Genomic DNA, 25,818 nt, shown 5'->3' on the forward strand with positions numbered 1-25,818 from the left:
CCCGAAAACGGGTCCGTCCGGTTCGGGAAGGGGCCGTCGAAAAAGGACCCCAACCAGGGGCACCTCGTCGGCGGCCTACTTCACTCGATCCACGGCCGCAGGCCGTAGAGGCGGATGATCTCGGCAAGGTCGGCCGGCGGGTGCGGGCCGGTGAAGGCGTGGGGTGCGTCAGGGCGGGGCAGGTTGGTGGCCAGGTACCAGGTGGCCTTCGCCGGCAGCCGGGCCGGGTCGGTGGTGGCCACGACCAGTCGGCAGGGCAAGTCGGGGCCGGTATCCGCCCAGACTTGGATCAGCTGCCCACCAGGTCTCGGTGTGCCCGTCGCGGAAGCGACGCTCCACGGGTGTCCAGTCACCGGGACGCCTGGCATCCTTCCAGGTCAGAGACTGGGCAGCCTCAATGGGAGTGTGCGGCTGATCGGCCGGGGCCCGGGTGCCGCGGTGCGGCTTGAGCGCGACCACGTAGGCCAGGCCGGCCTCGCGCAGTGCGAGGTACCAGTCGTCGCTGACTTCAGTAAGCACAGTCGGCGACCACCGCCCGGCAGCCGAAGCCGGCTTCCTTCCCGCGGACTGCGAGAGCAGAGCAGAGCAGCGGACAGTTGCGGTTTCGTGCAGAAGGCCGGATCGGAACGTCCGCGGGCGAAGTGATGAGCGGGGGTATAAGGGTGTGCGTGCAGCGGGTAGTACACACGGCCGTCGGTCCACACCGTGGTCACCGTGACGATGCCGTTGTCCGTCTTGCCCAGCCGGCCCAGCCACTGCCGGCCCACGTTCGCGGTCGCCGTGCCGTCCTTGCGGTCCCCGGAGTCGTCGATCACGATGACCCCGCCGTCGTGCGGAGCCGTCGCATCCTGCTCGCGCAGCAGCTCAAGGCGCCGGTCGTTGACCCGCTCGGCCTCCCAGGGGGACTCGGACAGGAAGAAGTGCAGCCGCTGCACCCCCGGCCTCCCGGCACCGGTCACCGGCTCCGCACCGGCCAGGCAGGTGATCGTCTTGTTCCGCTCCCGCGGCGCCAGCAGCCCGGTCAGGTACTCGCGAAAACCTCGCCACTGCGCCAGGCTGAAGAAGAGGTCGTCGAACTGGGCCGCGAACTCCTCCGCTCCTCCAATGGCCCCGGCGCGGGCCGACACGGACGGCGAGCGGTCATCTCCGGCCTCCAGCAGAGCAGTTGACTCCTACCACCGGCCTACGACCAACCCGACCTACCGTCAACTCACAGCACCACCGGATCTAACGAACTACCAGTACGAGAAGTTGCGAATCGCCGCGTGAAATAGACGGTCAGACGCCTGCCGTGAAACCGCGAGGCCCCTCACTCGACCCGCTCGCCCAGAAGTGGACGGTCGTGATCCTGGGCGCACACACGGCTGCGCCCTCATGGTCCGCGACCTGGGCGACACCGGGCCGGGCGGCGAGCGCCGCTTCGAGTTCGCCGTCAGCTACGACTGCGGCCTGGTCACCGCGGCCGCGCACACGATGATCGGTCCGCCTCTGGCAGCTCTGGTACGCTCCCGCCAAAAGTTAACAGGTGTCAACCTCGAAGGAATTGTGCCCCATGCCGACCATTGCCGATCTCCCCGAGCCGCCCGGCCTGCCCGTCGTCGGGCACGGCCCGGCCCTGGCCCGCGGCGGCACCATGCACCGCACGCTCTTTCGCTGGCGCGACCGGCTCGGCCCGACCTACCGGGTCCGGCTGGGCCCGATCACCGCGGTCGTTTCCTCGGCACCGGAGATCGTCGGCGCCGTCCTGCGGGAACGGCCGCAGACGTTCCGTCGCGCCAGTTACCTGTCCGACGTGATCGATGAAATCGGCGGCCACGGCCTGTTCAACGCCGAGGGCGACGACTGGCGCCGACTGCGGCGCAGCGCCGTGCCCGGGCTGAGCGTCACCTCGCTGCGCAACGCCTTCGGCACCATGGTCCGGTCGACCGGCCGCCTGCGCGACCACTGGGCGGCGGCCGGACCGGACCGGCGGGTCGACGTCCTCGACGAGATGACGCGGTACACGCTCGAGGTCATCGGCAGCCTGACCCTCGGCTACGACTTCGACGCGGTCCGGCGGCCGCACGCCGACGGCGTGCACCAGCGGCTGCCGCTGATCGCCTCGACGCTGGTCCGCCGGATGTACAGCCCGGTGCCGTACTGGCGATGGTTCCGCCTGCCGGCCGACCGGCGCACCGACGCCGTCGTGGCCGAGGCGAGCGCGCTGGTGGCCGACCGCTACGCCGACGCCCACCGGCGGATGAGCGCTGGCGAGCAGCCCACCTGCTATCTCGACACCCTGGTCAAGCACAGCCTCGACCACGACGAGCCGCTGACCGCGAAGGACGCGGCCGGCTCCATCGTTAGCATGCTGGTCGCCGGCGAGGACAACACCGCCGCCCAGGTCACCTGGGCCATGCACCACCTGGCCAACCACCCGGAGGCGCAGGCCAAGGTCCGGGCCGAGACCGCGGAGGTGCTGGGCGACCGGCAGCTCCCCGACGACGCGGCGTCGCTGTCCCGGCTCGGCTACGTCGAGGCCGTGGTCAAGGAGACGGCCCGGGTCAACCCGCCGTCCCCGTACCTGATCATGGAGGCCGTGACCGGTACCACCATCCCGGACGGCGGCGACGGGCTGCGCGTCGACCCCGGCACGGTCCTCATCCTGCTGACCGACGACGGCGCCGACCCTGGCCCGTTCCGGCCCGAGCAGTGGCTGTCGGACCCGCCCGCCGCGCCGGCGTCCCACCCTTTCGGCGGCGGCCCGCGGTTGTGCCCCGGCCGCAACCTGGCCCTCATCGAGAGCATGCTGCTGATCGCCATGACCTGCCATAACTTCACCATCGAGCCGGACACCTCCGGCGGCCCGGTCGGCGAACGGGTCACGCTCGCGGTGTTCCCCACCAACGTCGGCGTACGACTACGGCCGATCCGTGGTTAGGCGGCGAACCCCCAGGCCGTCAGGAGCCGCTCCAGCTGCGCCGCCGGCTCCTCGGGCCAGAGGTGGTCGGGCTTGTGGATGCGCAGCGACACCACACCGTGCAGGCAGCTCCAGAGGTCGGCGGCGGTCAGCCCCGCCGCGCCGCCCGAGGCATCCACCAGCTCATCGATGTGGGCCAGCAGAGCGTCGGCCGCGTTGCTGTGCACGTAGTCGGTGCCGAGCTGGTCTGCGCTCTCGAAGCGCAGCTGATAGAGGCCCGGATTGGCCAGACCCCACTGCAGATACCCGTGCGCGAGCCCACGCAGCCGTTCCCGCGGCGGCCGCCCGGGGTCGTCGTTGCCGGCCACGCTGTCCACGAAGGACGCGTCGATGGCCAGCAGCACCGCCCGATTGAGGTCACTCTGCGAGGCGAAGTGCCGGTAGACCGCGGTGGCCGAGACCTCACAGGCTCGGGCCACCGCCCGCAGCGACGGCACGGCCAGCGACATCCGAGTCGACGCAAGCCGGATCGCGGCCGTCAGCAGGGCGTCGTACAGTCTTTCCCCGCCCACCGGTCACCGTCCGTCCCTTGTCGGAGCTCTCCCGTGACGAAACCCGCCGCGCCACGCGCTCGGGCCCCAGAACCTTCAACGGAGCCCTCGGAGCTTCCCACTACAGGGATTTGACTGCCATCACCCGTACAGGTGACCCGACCGGGCCACGCTGATGATCTGGTTGCGATAGCTGTTGCGCTTCCCCACCGAGCGGATCAAGCATAACGTCAGACTCGAACCGAACGGCTCTACGAACACACAACGAGGACCGCGACCCTAAGGTCGAGGCCCTCAATTGCGTATCGTCAGTGGTTGTGTCCGAGGGGGATCGATACCGGGAGCCCACGGAATGCGTGTCTCACCGCGGTACTTGAGCTATCGGTGTAGGGCAGATACCACTCAGCGTATTGAACTTGGACGCCGGTCGACATCCCTCACAGGGGTGGCGCTCTCTGGTCCCGGCCTTATCGAGGGGCAGGGGCAAGGGCCCCGTCGATTCCGGAGCATGGATCCCTCCCTCTTCGGGACACTTTCACCGAAGGGCTTCACAGGGCCCAGTGGCGGAAAGCTTCGATCCATTCGGTGCCCTCGGGCGGAGGGTCGGGCAGCGGCAGGTCTCGCAGCCCTATGGGTTGGAGGATCCGTCCGCGGCGGCAGATCGCTACCACTCCGCTGCCTGGTCGCAGGTCGATCTCCTCGACGATGACGTCAACTCCCAACACTTCGGTGGTGAAGGGCGCGGTAACGCGGTCGCTGAGCAAGATATGGAAGCCGACCAGCTCTTCGTCCTCGCCGTAGGCATCAACGAGCGCCTCGGCGATCATGGCGTCGAGGTCCTGGTCCGACAGACCCTCCACTGTGGGGTCCTTCCCTGCGTGATCAGTTATCGGCCGGGGCGCCGCAGCACTTCTTGTATTTTCGGCCCGAGTCGCACCAGCATGGCCCGTTCCGCGGCGGGTGCCAGGCCAGCGACTCGTCCGGGTGGGCGCGCACCACATGCCTGCTGAACGTGCGGCGGGTGTCCGGGGTCTCGGCATCGTGCCCTTCACGGACGGCGAACACGTCGTACGCGGCCAGGGTGGCGCTGACGATGTGCACCCGGGCCGCGCCGGCCTCCGCGTAGGTGCGCGCGTCGGTCTGCAGCCGCTGCGTGTAGGCGGTGTAGTCGTCCCCGTAGGAGTCGGTCGACTCGGGCCAGCGGGTGCGTACCGCGGCGAAGTCCTCGCGTACCCAGCGCAGCACGATCCCGTCGAAGGCCGCTGTAGGAGGAGAGGGTGTCGGCGATCCTGCGGTCCTGGGCGGTTCAGGCGACGATCTCGGAGCCGTGGTAGGCGCCCCGTAGGCCGTGGTCGGAGCCGGGCGGACGGTGCGTCCAGAAGTAGGTGTAGACCGGCTTGTCGGCGCCCCTGGCCCATTCCCTGCCCGACAGGTAGGTGGACCGCCGCAGACTCATGGAACTGATCCGCCTCAAGGCCCCACGCATGGCCGCCCGACTGATCGACGAGGGCTTCGACGCTCTCGAATCGGCGAGAACTACGGTCCGATGCGCGTGGCATCGGACCAGAAGCTCGACCTCTGGCGCCGTTACTTCGCCACCCAGGACGCCTGGTAGCCGCCACTCCCACACCCGGACGGCCGGGCAGTGACGGGGTCCCGTCGGCAGGAACGGCGGCGACCCCGTCCCTGCGGACGCGGCGCCGAAGCCGGTCGATCCTGCCGCGGCCGCCACCGGTCGGACTCACGGCCGACGTGACGTTGACGAGCGACGAACCAACCGACAAACAGCCCGCCAACAACTTTCGATTCGCAGGCGGTCTCCTCTCTGCGCGGCCGAGAGTGCTGGGGGGCTGGTGAGGCGGCACAGACGGCGAGACAGCGCCGGTCAGTGCGTGTGCTGTCGCACCGGCCCGCTAGAGTGAAACGCAGGAATCGTCGGGTGGAGGACAGCATGCCGACAGACGCGGTCGAGGGTCCGGAACATGCGATTCCCGAGCGATTGACCTGGGACGAGTTGCAGCGGCTGCCTGATGAGGTCGCCGGCGGGATAGAGCTGTGGGACGGGCGGGTCGTGCGGGCGCGGCGTGGCCCGTTCGAGCATCAGCAGTTCAGCGTGCGTATGCGCAATGCGCTGGAGACCTGCGCCAGGCGCGCGATGTCCGGCCCGGCGACCGGCGGCAACGGACAGTGCTGGCAGGTCGGCGTGGAGACCAACGTGTTTTTCGCCCCGGACAAGAGCAGCTTCCTCACGCCGGATTTCCTGGTCCGCCACTGCCTCGAGCGCGGGTCCGACACTTTCGCCGCTGATGTGGCCCTGGTCGGCGAGGTGCTCTCCGGCTCGGACACGCCAAAGCGTCGGAACTGGAAGATGGACCGGTACGCGGAGGCGGGCATCCCCTGGTACTGGGAGGTTGAGCTCGACTCCGCCAAGACCTGGGACATCACCTGGGTACGGGCCTATGAGCTCGCCCCGATCCAAGCAGACGGACTCAAGGTCAAGCCGCTGCGCCCTGCGGTATACGTCCCCGTGGGCGAGTGGGAGCCAGGCGACGCGGGGGTCGTTTTCCCCGAACCGTTCAAGATTCATATCTCTTGGGAGGAGCTGGCCTTCTGACGGGTCCGTTCAGCCCTCGACCAGGGCCTGGGCACCGAGCCGGGAGAGGGTTGCGGCCTGGTGGGCATCCGGGCCGCGCGGTACTCCGCGGCGAGTTCCTCGGTCAGTGCCGGCACCAGGGTGCGGCCTGGAGGCCATGAGGTGCCCTTTCGGGACTTCGGGCCGGGGTGGGACGGGAGGCGACTACGCGGGGCGAATGTCGGACAGCGGCGCTCCAGCCTTACGGAACTGCTCGCGCAGTCCCCAGCCGTAGGACTCGGCGAGGTCCTCCCCCGCGTAGCAGAGCACCTGGTCGCCGTCGTAGGAGCCCTCACAGGCGCGCAGGCCGTCGATGATCCCCAGGGCGACGGCCCGGGCGGCGTCGGAGAGGCCGAGACGGAGCCTGCGGGTCACGTCGTCCTTGTACGGCTGCAGAGCGACCTCGACCAACTCCCCGGCCGCCTCGTACTCATCGACATAGCCGCGGCCCGGCTGGCGTCCGGCACGCATATCCTCGATGTCGAGGTCGCCCAGGACCGTTTCGACGCCTGCCGCGGTGTCCTCACGCAGGTCCGACAGCGCGGCCAAGGCGTCGGGAGCGCTCCGCGAAGTGCCCGCCGGACTGAGCAGGGTGAGCGCAAGGCGCTGTGCGTCCGCGCGCAGTTCAGGCCGCTCGGCGAGCAACGCGTCGAGCACACCGCCGCGCTCGGCGGCCGAAAGGGAACGGAAGGCCGCCGCGGCATCGGCCCGGTCCACGTCCCGCTGCGGCGCGGGAGACCAGCCGATGCCATCGTGCACGGCGGCGAGAGCGAGCGCCACGGCGTGTGCGCAGAAAGTACTGCGGGAGCCGCAGTCGCAGGTGCCGGTCAGCCGTCGGCCGACCACTCCGACCCAGACGCTGTTCCGCGCCCCTTGGACGACGACTCCTCCGGCGGCACCGCCATCAGCCGCGGCGCACTCCCGGACGGCCCCCTGACCGTGGAATTGCTCCCCGGCACGGAAGGCGGCCTTGCTCGCGGTCTGCTGCACGGTCTCTGCGGTCACTACGGCTGCCATCCAGGTATTCAAGCGTATGGCGTGGGCCGGTTTCCGGCCAGGGGCCAGGTCCGACGACGGCTCGCTCACAGCAGGACGGACAGCTCTGGCAAGCCCCCGGCCTGCAACAACAGTGGCCATGTGTACGCCGCGATCAGATCGCCCGGCTCAGGCTCGATCAGCACAAGGCCACGGCCAAAGGCCTGCGCAGAGATCTGTCAAGCCCCATGCCGCGCCTGGTTCCGATCGGCGTATTGTCGACAGCTGACGTTCGTGTCACGCCGCGTCCACTACCCAGGACGGCGCGGGGCGTGGGCAAAGTCCGTGTCCGTAACACGTCCCGCAGCTGGCAGTCGACATCCAGTTCATCAGAAAGTGATGGTTCAGCGTGAGGCTGCTGTTTGACGCCGACCCCCGTTTCACCGGCCCTGCGCTCATCTCTCCGGTTCGGACCACGGACGCGGAGGGTGACGACCGGGAGGACGACTTCGAGTCGGCGTGCGACAGCCTGGTCCGCCTCGTCATCGAGCACCGGCACGAGCAGTTGGCCACCGCCGGCCCGGACGAGAGCCGCAGCGCACTCGACGAGTTCTTCCTCGCCCACGCCCTGGAGTACCGGCATCGCGGCACGGCGGACGGGCGCCTGGCTCTCTGGCGCGAGGAGCATGTGCGGGCGCTGCTCCTGGAATGGCTGCCCCGGCACGTCACCGTCCCTCCGCAGGAGGCCGACGACAACGACGCTCCGGGCGCCGTCGCCGCTCTGGTGGAGTTCCTGGCCGCCGCCGGCATCCTCGACCCGCGCTCCGAGAACCCCGGCCGCCTGCGCGAGACCGCCGAGGAGCTGCGGGCCGCCCATGCCGAGGCGATGCAGGACCCGCGGTTCATGGGCCCAGCCAAGTTCTGGATGCTCACGGCAGCCCGCTCAGGCGTCGATATCCACAGCGAGCGCTCCCTGGACCGCTTCCTTTCCGATGCCCGCGCGGGCCGCGTCGCCTACGACGAGGAGCAACTCGAGAAGGTCATGCTGAACCGGCTGTCCGGCGGGGTCATGGCCACCGGGGCCGGTCCCGGCGGCCGCAGCCTGCTCCAGGAACGGGAACCGGCGCTGCCCGCGGTGGCATTGCACGATGACTCGTCGCTGCGCCGGGCCGCCGCGGACGCGGGTGTGCTCGGGCAACTCGCGGAGATCGCCCGATGGCTCGGCAAGGACGGGCGTCCGGTGACGAAGACCGGCCGCCTGAAGACCGCCGACGCGATCGAGCTCGCCCGCCTGCTCGGCACGGAGCGTGGCCTGGGTGCGGCGGCGGGCCCGCTCGGACATCTCGCCGGCGACGTGCTCGACGGTATTCGCCGCGCCGACCAGCTCCCCTACCTGCGGCTCCTTGTGGAGTGGGCGCGCGAGGCCCGTCTGGTGCGGGTGTACGGGGGCCGCCTTGTGGCGGTCGCGGGCGCCAGGGCCGTACGGGAGGACCCTCTCGCTCTCGCGGCCCGTGCGCTCACCGCGCTGCCCGGGCTGCGCGATCCGCTCCTCACCGGCCCTGTATGGGATGTCCCGTCCCGGCTCTACCCACGCTTCGACCTGCTGCTGCCCGACGTCCTCGCCGCGCTGTACGGAATGCCGGCCGCCACGCCGTGGCCACTGCTTTGGCACACGGTGCGCACCAGCTACCTGGAGGACGACGACTGGTTCGTGACGGAGGATGCCGCGGACGCCTCCGACCGGCACTCCGCCGCCGAACTGCACGCCGTATTCCGCCTCCTCGCGGCAGCGGGGATGGTCGATCTCACGCGCGGCCCCGTCGACACCACGATCACCGAACCCCTGCGCGCCCTCGCTACGGCGGGCGGACCGGGCGCCGGTCGCCCCGAAGACGCCGCTCCCGGCCGGGACCTCCTGAGCGCTTGCGAGGGCGACGACGTCGAACTTGTCCGGCTCACCCCGCTCGGCACCTACGCTGTCCGCGCGCTGCTCACCTCCCTCGGCCGCCGCGCCCCCGCCCTGGGTGATCTGCGCAAGGCCGACGCCACGGCCCTGCTCGCCTCACTGCTCGACGAGTACGGGCCCGACGAGACCCGTGCGGAGCTCGCCGGGTGGATCGCGGCGCAGGGCGGCTGGGACGCTGCCAGACCCGCTCTCGCCGGGGCGCTCACCCGGGTCCGCCTGCACACCCGGCGCAACGCGATGCTGCGCCTCCTCACCATGGACCTGCCCGACGGACTCGGCCCACAGCTGCTGCGCACGCTGCGGGACGACGCGGAACTGGCCCCCAACGCCCTCCTGATCGCACAGGAGCGGGTGGCAGGACAGCACACCGCGGACCCGGGTGACACCACCGGATCCGCCACCCTGCCCGCCATCAAGGACATGGACGAGCGCGAGTCCGCCCTGGCCGTCGCCGAGAGCCTGCTCCTTATGCGGGAACTCGGCGGCGAGGACGGCCTGTTGGCGGAATTGGGCCACTCCAGGGGCGACGCCGAGATGTTCACCACCATGCTCCGGCTGGCATGCGCCTCCGGCCACCCGGACCGGGCCGGCCTTGAGCGTCTCGCCCGGATCGACGTGACCGGGCTGCGCAGCAGAGCCGCCTCGTGGGGACGGCTGCGGGCGGACGCGGCGCGAAAACGGAAGGCCGCCGGCAACGCCAAGGGCAAGAAGCGGAAGAAGCGCCGCTGAGCCGACCGTTCCCGCACGGCGGGAGTCCGCCGCCCGGCCCGGTTGTCTTGACGTCAGGCGACCAGGCATGGCGCGACTATCACCGGCTGAGTGACGAGCGGCAGCGCGGCCGGCCCGTGCCTGGCTGGCCGACCAGGGCTACTGCCCACAACTGCCTCAGGAAGCCGAACCGGCCGGCCTCCGGCTCCCTGATGCCTCCCCGGCCCCGCTCCTCAACTGAAGCGAACACCTCGGATGCGCCAGTGCGCTGGTTGTGCTCCCGCACTCCAACAGGCATCTCAGCCACAGGCGAAGCCATCCCGGACAAGACGCGCGGCCGCACCCGCTCTCCGTCCAGGGCCGACCGAGCCGGACCGGCGGCCTCGTACGCGGGAGGTGAGACGAATGGCGGGGCGAACTCTCGCTCTCGACACCGATCAAAGCGTCGGGCGATCCGGCATGCTGGCCACCTGGGCGAGTGAGACCGCCCGGCCCTCACCCGGCTCCGAACCCGCTGCGCCTGACGGGCTGCGCTTCGCGTTCTACGGCCGGGTGTCCACCGAGGACCATCAGGATCCGGAGACATCCCTGGGTTGGCAGCTGCTCCGCGCACAGGCGATCACCTCCGGGTACGGGCGGGTGACGGCCGAGTTCTTCGACGTCGGGCACAGCCGCGTCCTGCCCTGGACCCGCCGCCCGCGGGCCGCCGCGCTCGTGGCCGCCCTGGCCGATCCCGACCGCGGCTTCGATGCCATCGTCATCGGCTCCAGCGAGCGCGCCTTCTACGGCAACCAATTCGCCGCACTGGCCCCCTTGTTCGAGCACTACCGGATACCGGTGTGGATCCCAGAGCTGGGCGGACCCCTCGACCCCAACATCCTCGCCCAGGAAGAGCTGATGGTCCTGCTGGGCATCCTCCCCAAACGCGAGATCGCCCGCATCCGCATCCGGGTACGCACTGCCATGACCATCCAAGCCCGCGACCAGGGCCGCTATCTCGGCGGGCGCCCACCGTACGGATATCGGCAGGTGGACGCCGGCCCGCATCCCAACCGGGCCCTGGCCCGCCGCGGTGTCCGCCTCCAGTGCCTCGACCCCCACCCCGAGTACGCCCCCATTGTGAAATGGATCTTCGCCCAGCGTCTGGCCGGACACAGCACGCCCCGTATCGCCCGCGCCCTGAACGACGTGGGCATCCCCTGCCCGTCCGCCGCCGACCCTCAGCGCAACCCGCACCGTACCCACCGCCAGTGGTCCCTCACCACCGTGCGCGCGATCTTGAGCAACCCCTGCTACACCGGCCGCCAGGTCTGGAACCGCCAGCGCACCGACCACATCCTCCTCGACCCGGACAACAACACCCTCGGGGACCGTGACGTGATGCGCTGGAACCCCCGCGACGAGTGGGTCATCTCCCGCCAACTCGCCCACCCGGCGCTGGTGAACGAGACGGAGTTCGTCCGGGCCCAGTCCATCCGCGCCACCGCCCAGAAGCCCGGGCACACCTACCGGCTGGCCGGCCTGCTCACCTGCGGGATCTGCGGACGGCGGATGGAGTCCTGCTGGCCCCACCAGCACCCCGCCTACCGGTGCCGCCACGGCCACTCCAGCACCACCCCACCGGACCCCGCCCGGCCACGCAACGCCTACGTCCGCGAAGATCGGGGCTGGGCGGCCCTGCCCGCCCTGCACGTGCGCACCACCGGAGCCCCGACAGCACCGCCCGCCGAAGCGGCAGCCACATATCTGCGCGGGCACCAGATCGGGCTCCTCTTCGACCCGGCGGCCCGGACCATCACCGCCCAAACCTCCGGAAAGGAGCGCATACACCTCGACTGACCAGGCAGAGCTCCACGCGAGTACGGAGACAGACAGCGAAAAGCACCCGCCCCGGCCTCAGGCCGAGATCGGGTGCCGATCGACGCTGCCCTGAAAACAGGCCGCGTGTACAGAAGGTGTGTCCGAGGGGGGACTTGAACCCCCACGCCCGATAAAGGGCACTAGCACCTCAAGCTAGCGCGTCTGCCATTCCGCCACCCGGACTAGGTGTCTGCCGCCTGGACGGGGGTGTTCCCCGCGGCGACATGGACAACAATACCAAGCTTTCGGAGTGGCTTTCACCTGCGTTTCCTCGCCAGGCGGGGCGCCCGGCGAGGCGCGAGGGGCGCGCCTCGGGCTTCACCATGGGTTACCGAACTGCTACGGAGTGGGTGGTGTCGCGTCTGCGGCGCCACCCACCCGCGGTCACCGTCTCGCCGTCACGGCGTCGGTCACAACGACCGACACGGCAACCGTCACGGCATCAAGTGGTACTCCGGGAAATTGCCCGGCAGCCGCTCTCCCGCCGGGCCGTGCGTGACCGCGCGCACCAGGAGCTCTCCGCCCACGAACGCGCCGCGCCAGGACGCGCCGAAGCCGCCGAACAGTTCGTCGCGGTCGCCGCGGGAGCGGGGCTTTCCGTGTCCGATCTTGAAGGCTCGGATCTGCGGGGCCAGGCGGTTGTACGTGGCCTCGTCGTCCGTGGACAGGGTGGCGACCAGCGCGCCGTTCGACGCGTTCATGGCGGCGAGCAGTTCCGCCTCCGTGTCGACCAGGACGATGGTGTCGACCGGGCCGAAGGGTTCCGCGTGGTGGAGCGGGGAGGACGGGGGCGGGTTCAGGATCGTGACCGGCTGGACGTACGCCGAGGTGTCCTGGCCCGGCAGAAAACGGGCGTCGGCGAGCTTGCTGCGGTGCAGCGGGACGGCGCCGCGGTTGATCGCCTCGGCGACCTGGTCGTGCAACTCCTTCGCCTTGGCCGCGTTGATCACCGGCCCGAAGTCCAGCTGCGGGTACGGATCCTCGGACTGCTCGACGGCCAGGGGGTGGCCGACGCGGAGGGTGCGGACCGCCGGGAGGTACGCGGTCAGGAACTCGTCGAACAGCTCACGCTGGACGACGAAGCGCGGGTAGGCCGTGCAGCGCTGTTTGCCGTAGTCGAAGAGCTTGGGGACGACTGCCGTCAGCGCGTCCCAGTCGGTGTGGTTCCAGATTCCCCAGGTGTTCAGGCCCTCCTGTTCCAGTACGTGTCGTTTGCCGAGGTCGGCGACGGCGGTCGCCACCGCGGCGCCCGTGTCGCGGCCGCCGACGAAGGAGACGCAGCCGATCTCGGGCGCGCGCACGAGCGCCTCCGACAGTTCGCCTCCGCTGCCGCTGACGAGGGTGACGGGTATTCCCTCTCGGGCGGCGAGCGCACAGGCCAGGGTGAGGCACGCGACGCCGCCGTCGGTCGGGGTCTTGGCGATGACCGCGTTCCCTGCCAGTGCCTGTACCAGCATTGCGTGAACGAGCACGCTCATCGGGTAGTTCCAGCTCGCGATGTTGGACACGGGTCCGTCCAGCGGGGTCCGGTCCTCGATCATGGGCTCGATTCCGTCCACGTACCAGCGCACTCCGTCGATGGCCCGGTCGACGTCGGCCTGCGCGAGGCGCCAGGGTTTGCCGATCTCCCAGACGAGGAGGAGGGCGAGCAGTTCGCGGTGTTGGGTGAGTGCGTCGAGGGTGGCCGCGACGCGGGCCCGGCGTTCGTCGAGAGGTACGTGCCGCCAGGCGCGGTGGTGGTCGAGGGCCGCGCGGACGGCCCTGTGGGCCGTGCCGCCGTCCAGTCGAGGCGGCCCAGCGATGGGACTGCCGTCGACGGGGCTCATGGCGGGCAGTGCCCTGCCGTCCGCCCGCCAGGCGGCGCCCCAGAGGTTGAGGACGCGGTCGTCCCTGAAGGCCTCGGGTGCCGCGGCCAGACAGCGCTGCCAGGCGTCGGTCCAGGAAGTGTGGGACTTGAGGGTGAGGGTCGGTGCCATTCGGTTGCTCCGCTCTCGGTGCACAGTCGGGGGCGGTTGTGCATGGCTCGTCTCGCGTTACGGGAGTACGGCAGTACAGGAGCGCCGGAGTCGCACTCACGTATGCACGGGAGCACCGAGGTTGCGTACTCCCAGACGGAGACGTCGTACAAGAAGGCGTCGTACGGCGAGGCGTCGTACGGCGCGAGGTGAGGTTGTATGGCGAGAGGTGGGGTCGTACGGCGCGAAGTGAGGTCGTACGGGGAAAGGTTGTGCGGGGGCGCTAGCGGAGCTGGGTGGCGTCCGGAAGTGATGCCATGTCAACCATGAGTGGCAGCACATTCCGCTTCGAGGCGGGCCAGCACCAGCCGGGCCGTCTCGGTCGGGGTGCCGCCCACCTGTACGCCCGCCGCTTCCAGGGCTTCCTTCTTCGCCCGGGCCGTGCCGGACGAGCCGGACACGATGGCGCCGGCGTGGCCCATCGTCTTGCCCTCGGGCGCGGTGAACCCGGCGATGTAGCCGATGACGGGCTTGGTGACGTGGTCGCGGACGTACGCGGCCGCGCGTTCCTCGGCGTCGCCGCCGATCTCCCCGATCAGGACGATGAGTTCGGTGTCGGGGTCGTCCTGGAAGGCGGCCAGGCAGTCGATGTGGGTGGTGCCGACGACGGGGTCGCCGCCGATGCCGACACAGGTCGAGAAGCCGATGTCCCGCAGCTCGTACATGAGTTGGTAGGTGAGTGTGCCGGACTTGGAGACCAGGCCGATGCGGCCGGGCTTGGTGATGTCGGCGGGGATGATGCCGACGTTGGCCTGGCCCGGGGTGATCAGGCCGGGGCAGTTGGGTCCGACGATCCGGGTGCCCTTGGCCCTCGCGTACGTGGTGAAGGCGACCGAGTCGTGGACCGGGATGCCCTCCGTGATGACGACGGCGAGTTCGATACCGGCGTCGGCGGCTTCCACGACTGCCGCCTTGGCGAAGGCAGGTGGGACGAAGACGACACTGACGTCGGCGCCGGTCGCCTCGATGCCTTCGCCCACGGAGCCGAAGACGGGGACGACGCGGTCGTCGAAGTCGACGCTCTGCCCCGCCTTGCGCGGGTTGACGCCACCGACGACGTCGGTGCCGGCGGCGAGCATGCGCCGGGTGTGCTTCATGCCCTCGCCGCCGGTCATGCCCTGGACGAGGACCTTGCTCTCTTTGGTGAGGTAGATGGCCATGTCCCGCTCCTTCAGCCTGCGTTGGCGAGTTGGGCGGCGCGGCGCGCGGCGCCGTCCATGGTGGTGGACTGCTGGACCAGCGGATGCGCGCGGTCGTCGAGGATCGCCCGGCCGCGTACGGCGTTGTTGCCGTCGAGGCGGACGACCAGTGGTTTGGTCAACTGGACGCTGTCCAGCGCCTGCACGATGCCGTCGGCGACCGCGTCGCAGGCGGTGATGCCGCCGAAGACGTTGACGAAGACAGACTTGACGGCCGGATCGGAGAGGATGACGGAGAGGCCGTCGGACATGATCTGTGCGGAGGCGCCGCCGCCGATGTCGAGGAAGTTGGCGGGGCGCGCGCCGCAGCCGGCGACCACGTCGAGGGTCGACATGACGAGGCCCGCGCCGTTGCCGATGATGCCGACCTCGCCGTCCAGCTTCACGTAGTTGAGCCCCTTTGCCGCGGCGGCCGCCTCCAGCGGGTCGTCGTGCGTCGAGCCCTGGTCGCCCCAACGTGCCTGTCGGAAGCGGGCGTTGTCGTCGAGGGTGACCTTGCCGTCGAGGGCGAGGATCTGCCCCTGCGCCGTACGGACGAGGGGGTTGACCTCGACGAGGACGGCGTCCTCGCGGATGAGTACGTCCCAGAGCCTGACCAGGACGTCGACGGTCTGCGGGGGCAGGCCGGCGGCCTCTGCGACCTCGGCGGCCTTCGCCGAGGTGACGCCCTCGGCCGGGTCGATGTGGATCCGCGCCACCGCGTCCGGGCGGGTGGCGGCGACCTCCTCGATGTCCATACCGCCCTCGGCCGAGGCGATCGCGAGGAACCGGCCGGCCGCACGGTCGAGTACGTAACTGACGTAGAACTCGCTGTCGATGTCGACCGGTTGGGCCAGCATGACCTTGCCGACCGTATGTCCCTTGATGTCCATACCGAGGATCTGGCGTGCTGTCAGTTCGGCGGCGGCCGGGTCGGCGGCAAGTTTCACGCCGCCCGCCTTGCCTCGCCCACCGGTCTTCACCTGCGCCTTGACGACGACGCGGCCACCGAGCCTGCGGGCGATCTCACGCGCCTCCTTGGGTGAGGCGGTGACCTCTGCCCTCGGTACCAAAATGCCGTGTTCGTCGAAGAGTTCCCTTGCCTGGTACTCGAACAGGTCCATCTCGGCTCCCTCTGAAAAGTCCGCACGCCCCCTGGACACCACCCACCGGATGCGGGATAACAAGCTTCATACAGTATTCGTCGACTGTATGCAATGTACCGCGACGGCATCAAGGAACAGTGCGCGCACCACGTACGAGCTGCACTTCCGCGCACCCAATCCCCTACGAAGGGACAGGACTTCGCCATGCCCGACGACAACAGCCAGAACCTCATCTCCGGTGGTCACCTGGTCGCCAAGGCACTCAAAGCGGAGGGCGTGGAGGTCATCTACACGCTCTGCGGCGGCCACATCATCGACATCTACGACGGCTGCGTCGACGAGGGCATCGAGGTCGTCGACGTACGCCACGAGCAGGTCGCCGCCCACGCCGCCGACGGTTACGCACGCATCACCGGCAAGCCCGGCTGCGCCGTCGTCACGGCGGGCCCCGGCACGACCGACGCCGTGACCGGTGTCGCCAACGCCTTCCGCGCGGAGTCCCCGATGCTGCTGATCGGCGGCCAGGGAGCCCATACCCAGCACAAGATGGGGTCCCTGCAGGACCTGCCGCACGTCGACATGATGACGCCGATCACCAAGTTCGCGGCGACCGTGCCGGACACCGCGCGGGTCGCCGACATGGTGTCCATGGCGTTCCGCGAGTGCTACCACGGGGCGCCGGGGCCGTCCTTCCTGGAGATCCCGCGCGATGTTCTGGACGCCAAGGTGCCGGTGGAGAAGGCCCGGATCCCCGCCGCCGGCCAGTACCGGGCCTCGACCCGCTCGGCCGGTGACCCCGAGGCCATCGAGAGGCTCGCCGACCTTCTCGTACACGCGGAGAAGCCGGCGATCCTGCTGGGCAGCCAGGTGTGGACGACCCGCGGCACCGAATCCGCCGTCGACCTCGTACGCGCCCTCAACATCCCCGCCTACATGAACGGCGCCGGACGCGGCACGCTGCCGCCCGGCGACCCGCACCACTTCCAGCTCTCGCGCCGGTACGCCTTCTCCAACGCCGACGTCATCGTCATCGTCGGTACGCCCTTCGACTTCCGCATGGGCTACGGCAAGCGGCTGTCGCAGGAGGCGACCGTCGTTCAGATCGACCTCGACTACCGGACCGTCGGCAAGAACCGGGACGTCGACCTCGGCATCGTCGGAGACGCGGGGCTCGTCCTCAAGTCGGTCACCGAGGCCGTCTCCGGACGCATCAACGGGGGCGCGTCGAAGCGCAAGGAGTGGCTCGACGAACTGCGCGCCGCCGAGCAGACCGCCATCGAGAAGCGGCTGCCGAGCCTGAAGTCGGACGCCTCGCCCATTCACCCGTACCGGCTGGTCAGCGAGATCAACGACTTCCTGACCGAGGACTCCATCTACATCGGCGACGGCGGCGACATCGTCACCTTCTCCGGGCAGGTCGTGCAGCCCAAGTCGCCCGGGCACTGGATGGACCCGGGACCGCTCGGCACCCTCGGCGTCGGCGTCCCCTTCGTGCTCGCCGCCAAGAAGGCGCGGCCCGACAAGGAGGTCGTCGCCCTCTTCGGGGACGGCGCCTTCTCTCTCACCGGCTGGGACTTCGAGACCCTCGTCCGCTACGACCTCCCCTTCGTCGGCATCGTCGGCAACAACTCCTCCATGAACCAGATCCGCTACGGCCAGGCCGCCAAGTACGGCCTGGAGCGCGAGCGGGTCGGCAACACCCTCGGTGACGTCCACTACGACAAGTTCGCGCAGATGCTGGGCGGCTACGGAGAAGAGGTCCGCGACCCCGCCGACATCGGCCCGGCGCTCCAGCGCGCCCGTGAGTCGGGCAAGCCCTCGCTCATCAACGTCTGGGTCGACCCGGACGCGTACGCCCCCGGAACCATGAACCAGACGATGTACAAGTGAGGTGTCCCCGATGACCCCCATGACTTCCACGGCTTCCACGGCTTCCACGGCTTCCACGGCTTCCACGGCAGGAACGTCGCCCAAGGCTCTCGAAGGCGTCCGCGTCCTCGACATGACGCACGTCCAGTCCGGTCCTTCCGCCACCCAGCTGCTCGCCTGGCTCGGCGCGGACGTCGTCAAGCTGGAGGCGCCGACCGGAGACATCACGCGCAAGCAGCTCCGTGACCTCCCGGACGTCGACTCCCTCTACTTCACGATGCTCAACTGCAACAAGCGGAGCATCACCCTCAACACCAAGACCGAGCGCGGCAAGGAGATCCTCACCGAGCTGATCCGGCGCTCCGACGTCATGGTCGAGAACTTCGGGCCGGGCGCGGTCGACCGCATGGGCTTCACCTGGGACCGCATCCAGGAGATCAATCCGCGGATCGTCTATGCCTCCATCAAGGGGTTCGGGGACGGCCCGTACACCAACTTCAAGGCGTACGAGGTCGTCGCTCAGGCCATGGGTGGGTCGATGTCGACCACCGGCTTCGAGGACGGGCCGCCGCTGGCGACGGGGGCCCAGATCGGTGACTCGGGCACGGGTATCCACGCGGTGGCAGCTATCCTCGCCGCTCTGTTCCAGCGGGAGAGCACGGGGCGCGGGCAGCGCGTGAACGTGGCGATGCAGCACGCCGTGCTGAATCTGTGCCGGGTGAAACTGCGGGACCAGCAGCGCCTCGGGCATGGGCCGCTGGCTGAATATCCCAACGACGACTTCGGCGACGAAGTTCCCAGGTCCGGCAACGCGTCCGGCGGCGGCCAGCCCGGCTGGGCCGTCAAGTGCGCGCCGGGCGGCCCCAACGACTACGTGTACGTCATCGTGCAGCCCGTCGGCTGGAAGCCGCTCACCGAACTCATCGGCCGGCCCGAGCTGGCGGACGCCCCGGAGTGGGCGACCCCGGAGGCTCGCCTGCCCCAGCTCACCAAGATGTTCCAGCTGATCGAGGAGTGGTCCGCCACGCTCCCCAAGTGGCAGGTGCTGGAGAAGCTCAACGCCCACAACATCCCGTGCGGCCCGATCCTCTCCACCAAGGAGATCATCGAGGACCGGTCGCTGGTCGCCAACGAGATGGTCGTGACAGTGCCGCACCCCGAGCGGGGCGACTTCGTGACGGTGGGCAGCCCGCTGAAGCTCTCCGACTCCCCCGTGGACGTGACCAGTTCGCCGCTGCTCGGCGAGCACAACGAAGAGGTGTACGTCGGCGAGCTCGGTCTCGGTGACGAGGAACTGCGCCTGCTCAAGTCGAACGGAGTGATCTGATTGATGGCCGAAGACCGGGTGCTGAGGGTGCGTGCGCTTCTCGACGCCGTGCGGGCCGAAGGACGGATGGCGCTGACCGCGCCCGAGGGCAAGGTGGTCGCCGACGCGTACGCGATCGCTGTCCCCGGTGAGGAACTGGCGACCGACGTCGACGAGGCGGTCGCGTACGCGGCACGCTTCGACGGCCCCGTCGTGATGAAGATCGTCTCTCCGGACATCCTCCACAAGACCGACGCGGGCGGCGTGGTCGTCGGTGTGGAGGGGGCTGCGGACGTACGCGCAGCTTTCCACAAGATCATCGACAACGCCCGGGCCTACGACGCGAAGGCCCGCATCGAGGGCGTACAGGTGCAGGAACTGCTCCCCCAGGGGCAGGAGGTCATCGTCGGCGCGGTGACCGATCCGACGTTCGGGAAGGTCGTGGCGTTCGGGCTCGGCGGTGTGCTGGTCGAGGTCCTGAAGGACGTCACGTTCCGGCTGGCGCCCGTCGACCCGGACGAGGCGCTGTCGATGCTGGACTCGATCCGGGCGGCGGAGATCCTGCGCGGTGTGCGGGGCGCGCCGGCGGTGGACCGGTGGGCGATCGCCGAGCAGATCCGCCGGGTCTCCGAACTGGTGTCGGACTTCCCGGAGATCGCCGAGGTCGACCTCAACCCGGTGATCGCCACCCCGGAGGGCGCGATGGCCGCGGACATCCGGGTCATCCTCGCCGAGTCGGTGGCCAAGCCCCGCCGCAAGTACGGCCGCGACGAGATCCTCGCCTCGATGCGCCGGCTGATGCAGCCCTCGTCGGTGGCTGTGATCGGTGCCTCCAACGAGCAGGGCAAGATAGGCAATTCGGTCATGCGCAACCTCATCGACGGCGGCTTCTCCGGAGAGATCCATCCGGTGAACCCCAAGGCCGATGACATTCTCGGCCGCAAGGCGTACAAGAGTGTCACCGACGTTCCCGGTGAGGTGGATGTGGCGGTCTTCGCCATCCCCGCCAAGTTCGTGGCCTCGGCCCTGGAGGAGGTGGGACGCAAGGGGATCTCCAACGCGGTCCTGATCCCCTCCGGGTTCGCAGAGACCGGTGAGCAGGAACTCCAGGACGAGATCGTGGCCATCGGCGAGCGGTACGGCGTCCGGCTGCTCGGTCCGAACATCTACGGCTACTACTCGACGTGGCACGACCTGTGCGCCACGTTCTGCACGCCGTACGACGTGAAGGGCGGTGTCGCGCTCACCTCGCAGTCCGGTGGCATCGGGATGGCCATCCTGGGTTTCGCGCGCACCACGAAGACGGGTGTTTCCGCGATCGTGGGGCTCGGCAACAAGTCGGACCTCGACGAGGACGACCTGCTGACCTGGTTCGGCGAGGACCCCAATACCAAGTGCATCGCCATGCACCTGGAGGACCTCAAGGACGGGCGCGCCTTCGTGGAGGCCGCGCGGGCGACCGTCCCCAAGAAGCCGGTGATCGTCCTGAAGGCCGGCCGTACGGCGGCCGGTGCCAGGGCGGCGGGCTCTCACACGGGCGCTCTCGCGGGCGACGACGCCGTGTACGAGGACATCCTCAAGCAGGCCGGTGTCATCCGGGCGCCCGGCCTGAACGAAATGCTGGAGTACGCGCGCGCGTTGCCGGTGCTGCCGACGCCGCGGGGCGACAACATCGTGATCATCACGGGCGCCGGCGGCAGCGGCGTACTGCTGTCCGACGCGGTGACCGACAACGGCCTCTCCCTGATGGAGATCCCGCCGGACCTGGACGCGTCCTTCCGGAAGTTCATCCCGCCCTTCGGGGCCGCCGGCAACCCGGTGGACATCACGGGCGGCGAACCCCCGTCGACGTACGAGGCGACGATCCGGCTGGGTCTTGAGGACCCTCGGATCCACTCGCTGGTGCTCGGCTACTGGCACACCATCGTGACCCCTCCCATGGTCTTCGCCGAGCTCACCGCGCGCGTGGTGGCCGAATTCAGGGAGCGCGGGATCGAGAAGCCCGTCGTGGCGTCGCTCGCGGGCGACGTCGAGGTCGAGGAGGCCTGCCAGTACCTCTTCGAGCACGGGGTCGTGGCCTACCCGTACACAACCGAGAAGCCGGTGGCGGTGCTCGGCGCGAAGTACCGCTGGGCACGGGCGGCGGGGCAGCTGTGACGCGGCGGCCCGGCTGCGGAGCGACCGGGGGTCCGGGGATCGCTCCCCGGGCCGGCCGCAGCCCGCTGGGCACGGGCGGCGGGGTTGTTTGGGGGCAGTTCATGACTTGACCCGGTGAAGGGGCGGGCCGACGGTGCGCGTCGGCCCGCCCCAGGACCCGTGCGCACACGAAAGGCATTGGACAGGGGGCGCTGGCCAGAGCTTTCGACGCGAGGGGTGCTACGCGACATGACAACCACCGACTTCACGACATCCGTCCCCTACAGGGAGGTGACGGACCGCAACGGCCGCCTGTACCGGCTCGGCGAATCCGACCGGGACATCATGGGGCGACCACGCTGGACCATGGTGCTCTTCCCCTGGATGGGCATGATGGGCATCAGCTCCTCGGAGTACGCGTTCACCTCCGCCGAGGACACCCTGCATCAGGCCCACCTCTGGGACAGTGGGCACATCTTCTGGCTGATGGGCGTCTGGGTGTTCTTCCAGGCGGCCGTGGCCTTCCCGGCCGGCCAGCTGCGCGAGAGCGGAAGGCTGCCCGCGCGGTACGCCATGATGCTCGGCGCGCTCGGCACGGTCCTGGGCTATGTCTCGCTGGCGTTCGCACCGCATGTGATCGTCGCGTACATAGGCTTCGGCATGTTCAGCGGCATAGGCGCCGGCCTCGTCTACGCGACCTGCGTGAACATGGTCGGCAAGTGGTATCCGGAGCGCAAGGGCGGCAAGACCGGCATGGTCAACGGCGGTTTCGCCTACGGCTCCGTGCCCTTCGTGTTCCTGTTCACCTCGTACATGGACCTGTCCAACTACGAGACGGTGCTGGTCTTCGTCGGCGTGGTCTGCTGCACGATCGTCGCCGTCGCGGGCTGGTTCTTCAAGGACCCGCCGAAGAACTGGTGGCCCGCGCACGTCGACCCGCTGAAGACCTCGACCGACCCGCGGATCGTGCGGGCACTGGCCAAGAACCCGCCGGCGGTCAAGCAGTACACGCCGCGCGAGGCGGCCAGGACGCCCGTGCTGTGGATGATGTGGTTCTGCCTGCTGTGCACGGCCGGCATCAACATCTTCGGCATCGCCATGCAGGTCCCCTTCGGAAAGGAGATGGGGTTCGCGGGCGGCATCGTGGCCACCGCCATGTCGCTCAAGGCGATCGTGAACGGCACCGGCCGCGGTGTCATCGGCTGGATCTCGGACCGCTACGGCCGCCGGAACACCCTCGTCATCGTCTGTATCGTCCTCGGCTGCTCGCAGTTCGGTGTGTTCTTCTCCGGGAACATGGGCTCGATGCCGTTCTTCCTGGTCTGCTCGATGGTCTCCGGCTTCGGCGGCGGCGCGATCTTCCCGCTGTTCGCGGCCATGACGGCGGACTACTTCGGCGAGAACAACAACGCCTCCAACTACGGCATGGTCTACAGCTCGAAGCTCATCTCGGGTCTTGTCGGCTCCGGCGTGGGAGCCCTCGTCGTGAGCGCCTGGGGCTACGGAGGCGCCTTCGCGCTGGCCGGCAGCATCGGCCTCGGTTCAGCGGTCCTGGCGCTCTTCCTCCGCGCTCCCGGCCGTCCGAGCGCCAAGCACGTCGTTGCCAACCCGCACCCGATCGGCGAGGAGATGGCCTGAACCGGTGAGCAGACGACTCGAACCGATAGGTAGCCACGTGGACACCCCGTCATGAGCCTTTCGGAGCGGAGCAATCCCGTGCCGTGTCCGCCGCACCCGTCCCCGACGCACTTGTCCCCGACGTCCTAGAACCACCCCGATCCGCTTCCGGTCCTTGAGGACGCCGGCGGCCCTCCCCACGACACCATGTGGGAAGGGCCGCCCGCTGCGCGTTCGGGGTCAGTGGCGCTTCGAGCGGAGGGCCGCCAGGTTGTCGTAACTGATCTTGGCCTCGCGCAGCGACTGCGCGGGGTCGGTGGCACTGGGCGAGTTGTCGTCCTCAATCATCGGATTGTGGTAGTTCCGCTCCCCGACCCGCGAGAAGAACGTGGCGTAGTCGATGACGCCTGTTCCGAAGGGCACCATGTCGTAGCCCATGCCGTTGGTGGTGCTCACGACACCGTCCTTGGCGTGGAACAGCGGGTAGCGCTTGTTGTGGCGGACGACCAGGCCGGCCGGGTCGAAGACCTTCTCACGGGTGGAGCCGTCGAGGGCGGTGTAGGTGTGGAACTTGTACTGGGCGACGTGCGCCCAGAAGACGTCCATCTCCAGCCAGACCAGCTTCGGGTCGGTGGCCTTCAGGAAGTACTCCAGCTTGCGCATGCCGGAGCTGCGGGTGGGCCGGCCCTGGTCGTCCGTCGGGCCTCCGTCGAGGAGGAAACCGTAGGCCGCGTCGTGGTTGTGGGTGTAGAGCTTGATGCCCTCGCGGCGGGCGATCGCGCCCAGCGCGTTCCACTTGTCGGCCGCCACGTCCCAGTCGGCCCGGTAGGAGCTGCCGGTGGGGTCGCCACCGGTGCCCATGTGGTCCATGCCCAGGATGTTGGCGATCTCCAGGTGCTTCTTGAAGGTGTCCACGTCGGCGCTGGTCAGCGGCCAGGAGGGCGGTATGAAACCGTGGTTGCCCTGGGCGCGCAGGCCGTAGTCGTCGAGCCAGGAGCGCAGCAGCCGGGCACCCGTGACGGATTCCAGACTGGCGCCGCCGGGCGCGTTGGCGTGCTGGTTGTAGCCGGCGAACTCCACCTGGCGGTATCCGTGGCGGGCCAGCTGCTTGAACACCTCGCGGAAGCCGGAGGGCAGGTCCGAGGCGAGCGGGTCGCGGGCCGTGGCGTCGCGGACGGTGTAGAGGATGATGCCGCGCTTGCCCCGCGGGACGAGAGCGTCGCCGGGTCGGCCGTGGCCATGGCCGTGGCCGTGCTCCTGGTCGTGGCCTCTGCCCCGGTCCTGGGCCAGGGCCGGCGAGGCGCCCAGCACCGGGGCTGCGATCGCGCCGGCGGCGACGGCGGTGCAGGTGCTGAGGAAACGGCGGCGGTTGACGCCGAGAGTGCGACGCAGGGCGTCGCCGGTTCCGGATTCATCGTTGAACGCGGTCACGGTGTCTCTCTTTCGGGTAGGTGTGCAGTCGTGTGCGGTACGTAACCGGCCGGGCGGATGCCGCGGCGAACGCGGTTGTCCACAGGCCGGGCACACTGTCAGTGCCGTGTGTTTCACTTTTCGTGATCGCCCGTCCGGTCCGTCCCGGGTTCTGTCACCCGAGGCCGGCCAGGTCGAGCAGCAGGGATTTCACATCGGTGGCCGCGACGCGGTCGCCGACAGCGCGGGGGGTGGAGCAGATGATGAGCGGACCTTCGTCGTCGCTCAGGGGGAGGCGGCCGTGGCTGCCTCGAATAGGTGAGGGATCGAGGGGCACGACCGCCATGCGGTAGCGCATGCCGAGCTTCTTGCGGGCCAGCGCGCCCGCGGCCTTGACCTTGACGTACGGGTCGAGTGGATCCATGAAGAGCTCGACCGGGTCGTAGCCGGGTTTGCGGTGGATCTCGACGAGCTGCGCGAAGTCGGGCGCGCGGGCGTCGTCGAGCCAGTAGTAGTACGTGAACCAGGCGTCCGGCTCCGCGACGGCGACGAGTTCGCCCGAGCGCGGATGGTCGAGGTGGTGGGTCTTCTTGCCCTCGTCGTCGAGGAGTTGCTCGATGCCGGGCAGGTCGGCGAGCGCCGCCTTCGTGGCCGCCATGTCCTCGGGGCGGCGTACGTAGACATGGGCGATCTGGTGGTCCGCGACGGCGAAGGCACGTGAGGTCATCGGGTCGAGGTACTCCATGCCGTCCTGTGTGTGCACCTCAAGGAGTCCGGCGCGGCGCAGCGCGCGGTTGATGTCGACGGGTCGGTCCGCGCGGGTGATCCCGTACTCGGACAGGGCGACGACCGTACGGCCTTCCGCGCGCGCGTCGTCGAGAAGGGGGGCCATGGCCGTGTCCAGGTCGGCGGCCGCCTTCAGGGAGCGCGGGTCGTCGGGGCCGAAGCGCTGCAGGTCGTAGTCGAGATGAGGGAGGTAGCAGAGAGTCAGGTCCGGTCGGCGGGTGGCGATGACGTGGCGGGTGGCGTCGATGATCCACTGGCTGGAGACGAGGTCGGCGCCGGGGCCCCAGAAGTGGAAGAGCGGGAACGTGCCGAATTTCTCGGTGAGTTCGTCGTGCAGGGCCGGAGGCCTGGTGTAGCAGTCGGGTTCCTTGCGGCCGTCGGCGTAGTAGACCGGACGGGGGGTGATGGTGATGTCGGTGTCGGCTCCCATGGCGTACCACCAGCAGATGTTGGCGACCGTGTAGCCGGGGTGGGCGCGCCGGGCGGCGTCCCAGAGTTTGTCCCCGGACACCAGGCCGTTGTGCTGACGCCACAGGAGGACGTCGCCGAGGTCGCGGAAGTACCAGCCGTTGCCGACGATGCCGTGCTCGGAAGGGTGGGTGCCGGTCAGGAAGGTGGACTGGGCGGCGCAGGTGACGGCGGGCAGGACGGTTCCGAGGTGAGCCTGCGAGCCCGACTGGGCGAGGGACTTGAGGTGTGGCATGTGGTCGAGGAGGCGGGGGGTGAGGCCGACGACGTCCAGGACGAGGAGTGGGGTGGGGGACGACGCGGAGGCGTCGGCGGCGGCCGGGATGGGCGACGTGG

21 protein-coding genes and 1 tRNA gene are annotated in these 25,818 nt (G+C 69.5%); 8 read left to right on the plus strand and 14 right to left on the minus strand.

The features are described 5' to 3' along the window. Nucleotides 1-80: 80 nt before the first annotated feature. The 3 genes from AB0D14_RS39235 to AB0D14_RS39245 all read right to left on the minus strand — a co-directional run bounded on the left by AB0D14_RS39235 (nt 81) and on the right by AB0D14_RS39245 (nt 1,470). The gene (locus AB0D14_RS39235; RefSeq protein WP_362788516.1) at nt 81-242 is read right to left on the minus strand and encodes a hypothetical protein; all 162 of its coding nucleotides are present in this window, start codon (nt 240-242) and stop codon (nt 81-83) included. 135 nt (nt 243-377) lie between these two features. Next, nucleotides 378-1,127, minus strand: coding sequence for a transposase (locus tag AB0D14_RS39240; protein ID WP_362788519.1), 750 nt, complete (start codon nt 1,125-1,127; stop codon nt 378-380). 151 nt (nt 1,128-1,278) lie between these two features. Further along, nucleotides 1,279-1,470: a hypothetical protein gene (locus AB0D14_RS39245; RefSeq protein ID WP_362788521.1), complete on the minus strand. Its 192-nt coding sequence runs from the start codon at nt 1,468-1,470 to the stop codon at nt 1,279-1,281. Nucleotides 1,471-1,552: 82 nt separating this feature from the next. Between AB0D14_RS39245 and AB0D14_RS39250 the strand changes: the two genes are divergently transcribed. Then, nucleotides 1,553-2,920, plus strand: coding sequence for a cytochrome P450 (locus tag AB0D14_RS39250; RefSeq protein ID WP_362788524.1), 1,368 nt, complete (start codon nt 1,553-1,555; stop codon nt 2,918-2,920). Here the strand turns inward: AB0D14_RS39250 and AB0D14_RS39255 are convergent. The 4 genes from AB0D14_RS39255 to AB0D14_RS39270 all read right to left on the minus strand — a co-directional run bounded on the left by AB0D14_RS39255 (nt 2,917) and on the right by AB0D14_RS39270 (nt 4,906). Next, nucleotides 2,917-3,471: a TetR/AcrR family transcriptional regulator gene (locus AB0D14_RS39255; RefSeq protein ID WP_362788527.1), complete on the minus strand. Its 555-nt coding sequence runs from the start codon at nt 3,469-3,471 to the stop codon at nt 2,917-2,919. The two genes, AB0D14_RS39250 and AB0D14_RS39255, sit on opposite strands and share 4 nt — an antisense overlap. Nucleotides 3,472-3,998: 527 nt before the next feature. Further along, on the minus strand, nt 3,999-4,310 hold the full coding sequence (locus AB0D14_RS39260) for a hypothetical protein (protein WP_362788530.1): 312 nt from the start codon (nt 4,308-4,310) through the stop codon (nt 3,999-4,001). Between the two features lie 22 nt (nt 4,311-4,332). Beyond that, the gene (locus AB0D14_RS39265) at nt 4,333-4,695 is read right to left on the minus strand and encodes an SEC-C domain-containing protein (RefSeq protein WP_362788534.1); all 363 of its coding nucleotides are present in this window, start codon (nt 4,693-4,695) and stop codon (nt 4,333-4,335) included. Nucleotides 4,696-4,756: 61 nt separating this feature from the next. Beyond that, nucleotides 4,757-4,906, minus strand: a complete 150-nt coding sequence (locus AB0D14_RS39270) for a hypothetical protein (protein WP_362788537.1) — start codon at nt 4,904-4,906, stop codon at nt 4,757-4,759. A gap of 483 nt (nt 4,907-5,389) precedes the next feature. Between AB0D14_RS39270 and AB0D14_RS39275 the strand changes: the two genes are divergently transcribed. Further along, on the plus strand, nt 5,390-6,064 hold the full coding sequence (locus tag AB0D14_RS39275) for a Uma2 family endonuclease (protein WP_362788540.1): 675 nt from the start codon (nt 5,390-5,392) through the stop codon (nt 6,062-6,064). A gap of 183 nt (nt 6,065-6,247) precedes the next feature. Here the strand turns inward: AB0D14_RS39275 and AB0D14_RS39280 are convergent, their stop codons facing one another. Then, a complete protein-coding gene (locus tag AB0D14_RS39280; protein WP_362788543.1) occupies nt 6,248-7,099 on the minus strand; it encodes a hypothetical protein in 852 nt (283 codons plus the stop codon). Between the two features lie 367 nt (nt 7,100-7,466). On the opposite strand from AB0D14_RS39280, the gene AB0D14_RS39285 reads away from it, so the two are divergent. Together AB0D14_RS39285 and AB0D14_RS39290 are read left to right on the plus strand one after the other, a co-directional pair. Next, nucleotides 7,467-9,752, plus strand: a complete 2,286-nt coding sequence (locus AB0D14_RS39285) for a hypothetical protein (protein ID WP_362788547.1) — start codon at nt 7,467-7,469, stop codon at nt 9,750-9,752. A gap of 384 nt (nt 9,753-10,136) precedes the next feature. Further along, nucleotides 10,137-11,570 carry a recombinase family protein gene (locus tag AB0D14_RS39290; RefSeq protein ID WP_362788550.1) on the plus strand — a complete coding sequence of 478 codons (1,434 nt, stop codon included), beginning with the start codon at nt 10,137-10,139 and terminating at the stop codon, nt 11,568-11,570. Nucleotides 11,571-11,689: 119 nt separating this feature from the next. Here the strand turns inward: AB0D14_RS39290 and AB0D14_RS39295 are convergent. From AB0D14_RS39295 to sucC, 4 genes are all read right to left on the minus strand, one after another. After that, a tRNA-Leu gene (locus tag AB0D14_RS39295) sits at nt 11,690-11,774 on the minus strand. Between the two features lie 251 nt (nt 11,775-12,025). Continuing rightward, nucleotides 12,026-13,567, minus strand: a complete 1,542-nt coding sequence (locus AB0D14_RS39300; RefSeq protein ID WP_362788553.1) for an aldehyde dehydrogenase family protein — start codon at nt 13,565-13,567, stop codon at nt 12,026-12,028. 299 nt (nt 13,568-13,866) lie between these two features. Further along, nucleotides 13,867-14,766, minus strand: a complete 900-nt coding sequence (gene sucD / locus AB0D14_RS39305; protein ID WP_362788556.1) for a succinate--CoA ligase subunit alpha — start codon at nt 14,764-14,766, stop codon at nt 13,867-13,869. 11 nt (nt 14,767-14,777) lie between these two features. Further along, complete coding sequence (sucC, locus tag AB0D14_RS39310) at nt 14,778-15,908, minus strand: ADP-forming succinate--CoA ligase subunit beta (protein WP_362788559.1); 1,131 nt, start codon at nt 15,906-15,908, stop codon at nt 14,778-14,780. Between the two features lie 186 nt (nt 15,909-16,094). Between sucC and AB0D14_RS39315 the strand changes: the two genes are divergently transcribed. The 4 genes from AB0D14_RS39315 to AB0D14_RS39330 all read left to right on the plus strand — a co-directional run bounded on the left by AB0D14_RS39315 (nt 16,095) and on the right by AB0D14_RS39330 (nt 22,839). After that, complete coding sequence (locus tag AB0D14_RS39315) at nt 16,095-17,780, plus strand: thiamine pyrophosphate-binding protein (protein WP_362788561.1); 1,686 nt, start codon at nt 16,095-16,097, stop codon at nt 17,778-17,780. 19 nt (nt 17,781-17,799) lie between these two features. Next, nucleotides 17,800-19,086 (plus strand): formyl-CoA transferase, encoded by a 1,287-nt coding sequence (frc, locus tag AB0D14_RS39320; protein WP_362788612.1) that lies wholly within the window; start codon nt 17,800-17,802, stop codon nt 19,084-19,086. Nucleotides 19,087-19,089: 3 nt separating this feature from the next. Continuing rightward, the gene (locus AB0D14_RS39325; RefSeq protein WP_362788564.1) at nt 19,090-21,222 is read left to right on the plus strand and encodes an acetate--CoA ligase family protein; all 2,133 of its coding nucleotides are present in this window, start codon (nt 19,090-19,092) and stop codon (nt 21,220-21,222) included. A 228-nt stretch (nt 21,223-21,450) separates the two neighbouring features. After that, nucleotides 21,451-22,839 (plus strand): OFA family MFS transporter, encoded by a 1,389-nt coding sequence (locus tag AB0D14_RS39330; protein ID WP_362788566.1) that lies wholly within the window; start codon nt 21,451-21,453, stop codon nt 22,837-22,839. A 219-nt stretch (nt 22,840-23,058) separates the two neighbouring features. Here AB0D14_RS39330 and AB0D14_RS39335 read toward each other — a convergent pair whose 3' ends face one another. Beyond that, complete coding sequence (locus AB0D14_RS39335) at nt 23,059-24,249, minus strand: sugar phosphate isomerase/epimerase family protein (RefSeq protein WP_362788569.1); 1,191 nt, start codon at nt 24,247-24,249, stop codon at nt 23,059-23,061. Nucleotides 24,250-24,403: 154 nt separating this feature from the next. Further along, the gene (locus tag AB0D14_RS39340; protein WP_362788615.1) at nt 24,404-25,807 is read right to left on the minus strand and encodes a nucleotide pyrophosphatase/phosphodiesterase family protein; all 1,404 of its coding nucleotides are present in this window, start codon (nt 25,805-25,807) and stop codon (nt 24,404-24,406) included. Nucleotides 25,808-25,818: the final 11 nt, after the last annotated feature.

The sequence above is a fragment of the Streptomyces sp. NPDC048484 genome (assembly GCF_040651415.1).
Lineage (GTDB): Bacteria > Actinomycetota > Actinomycetes > Streptomycetales > Streptomycetaceae > Streptomyces.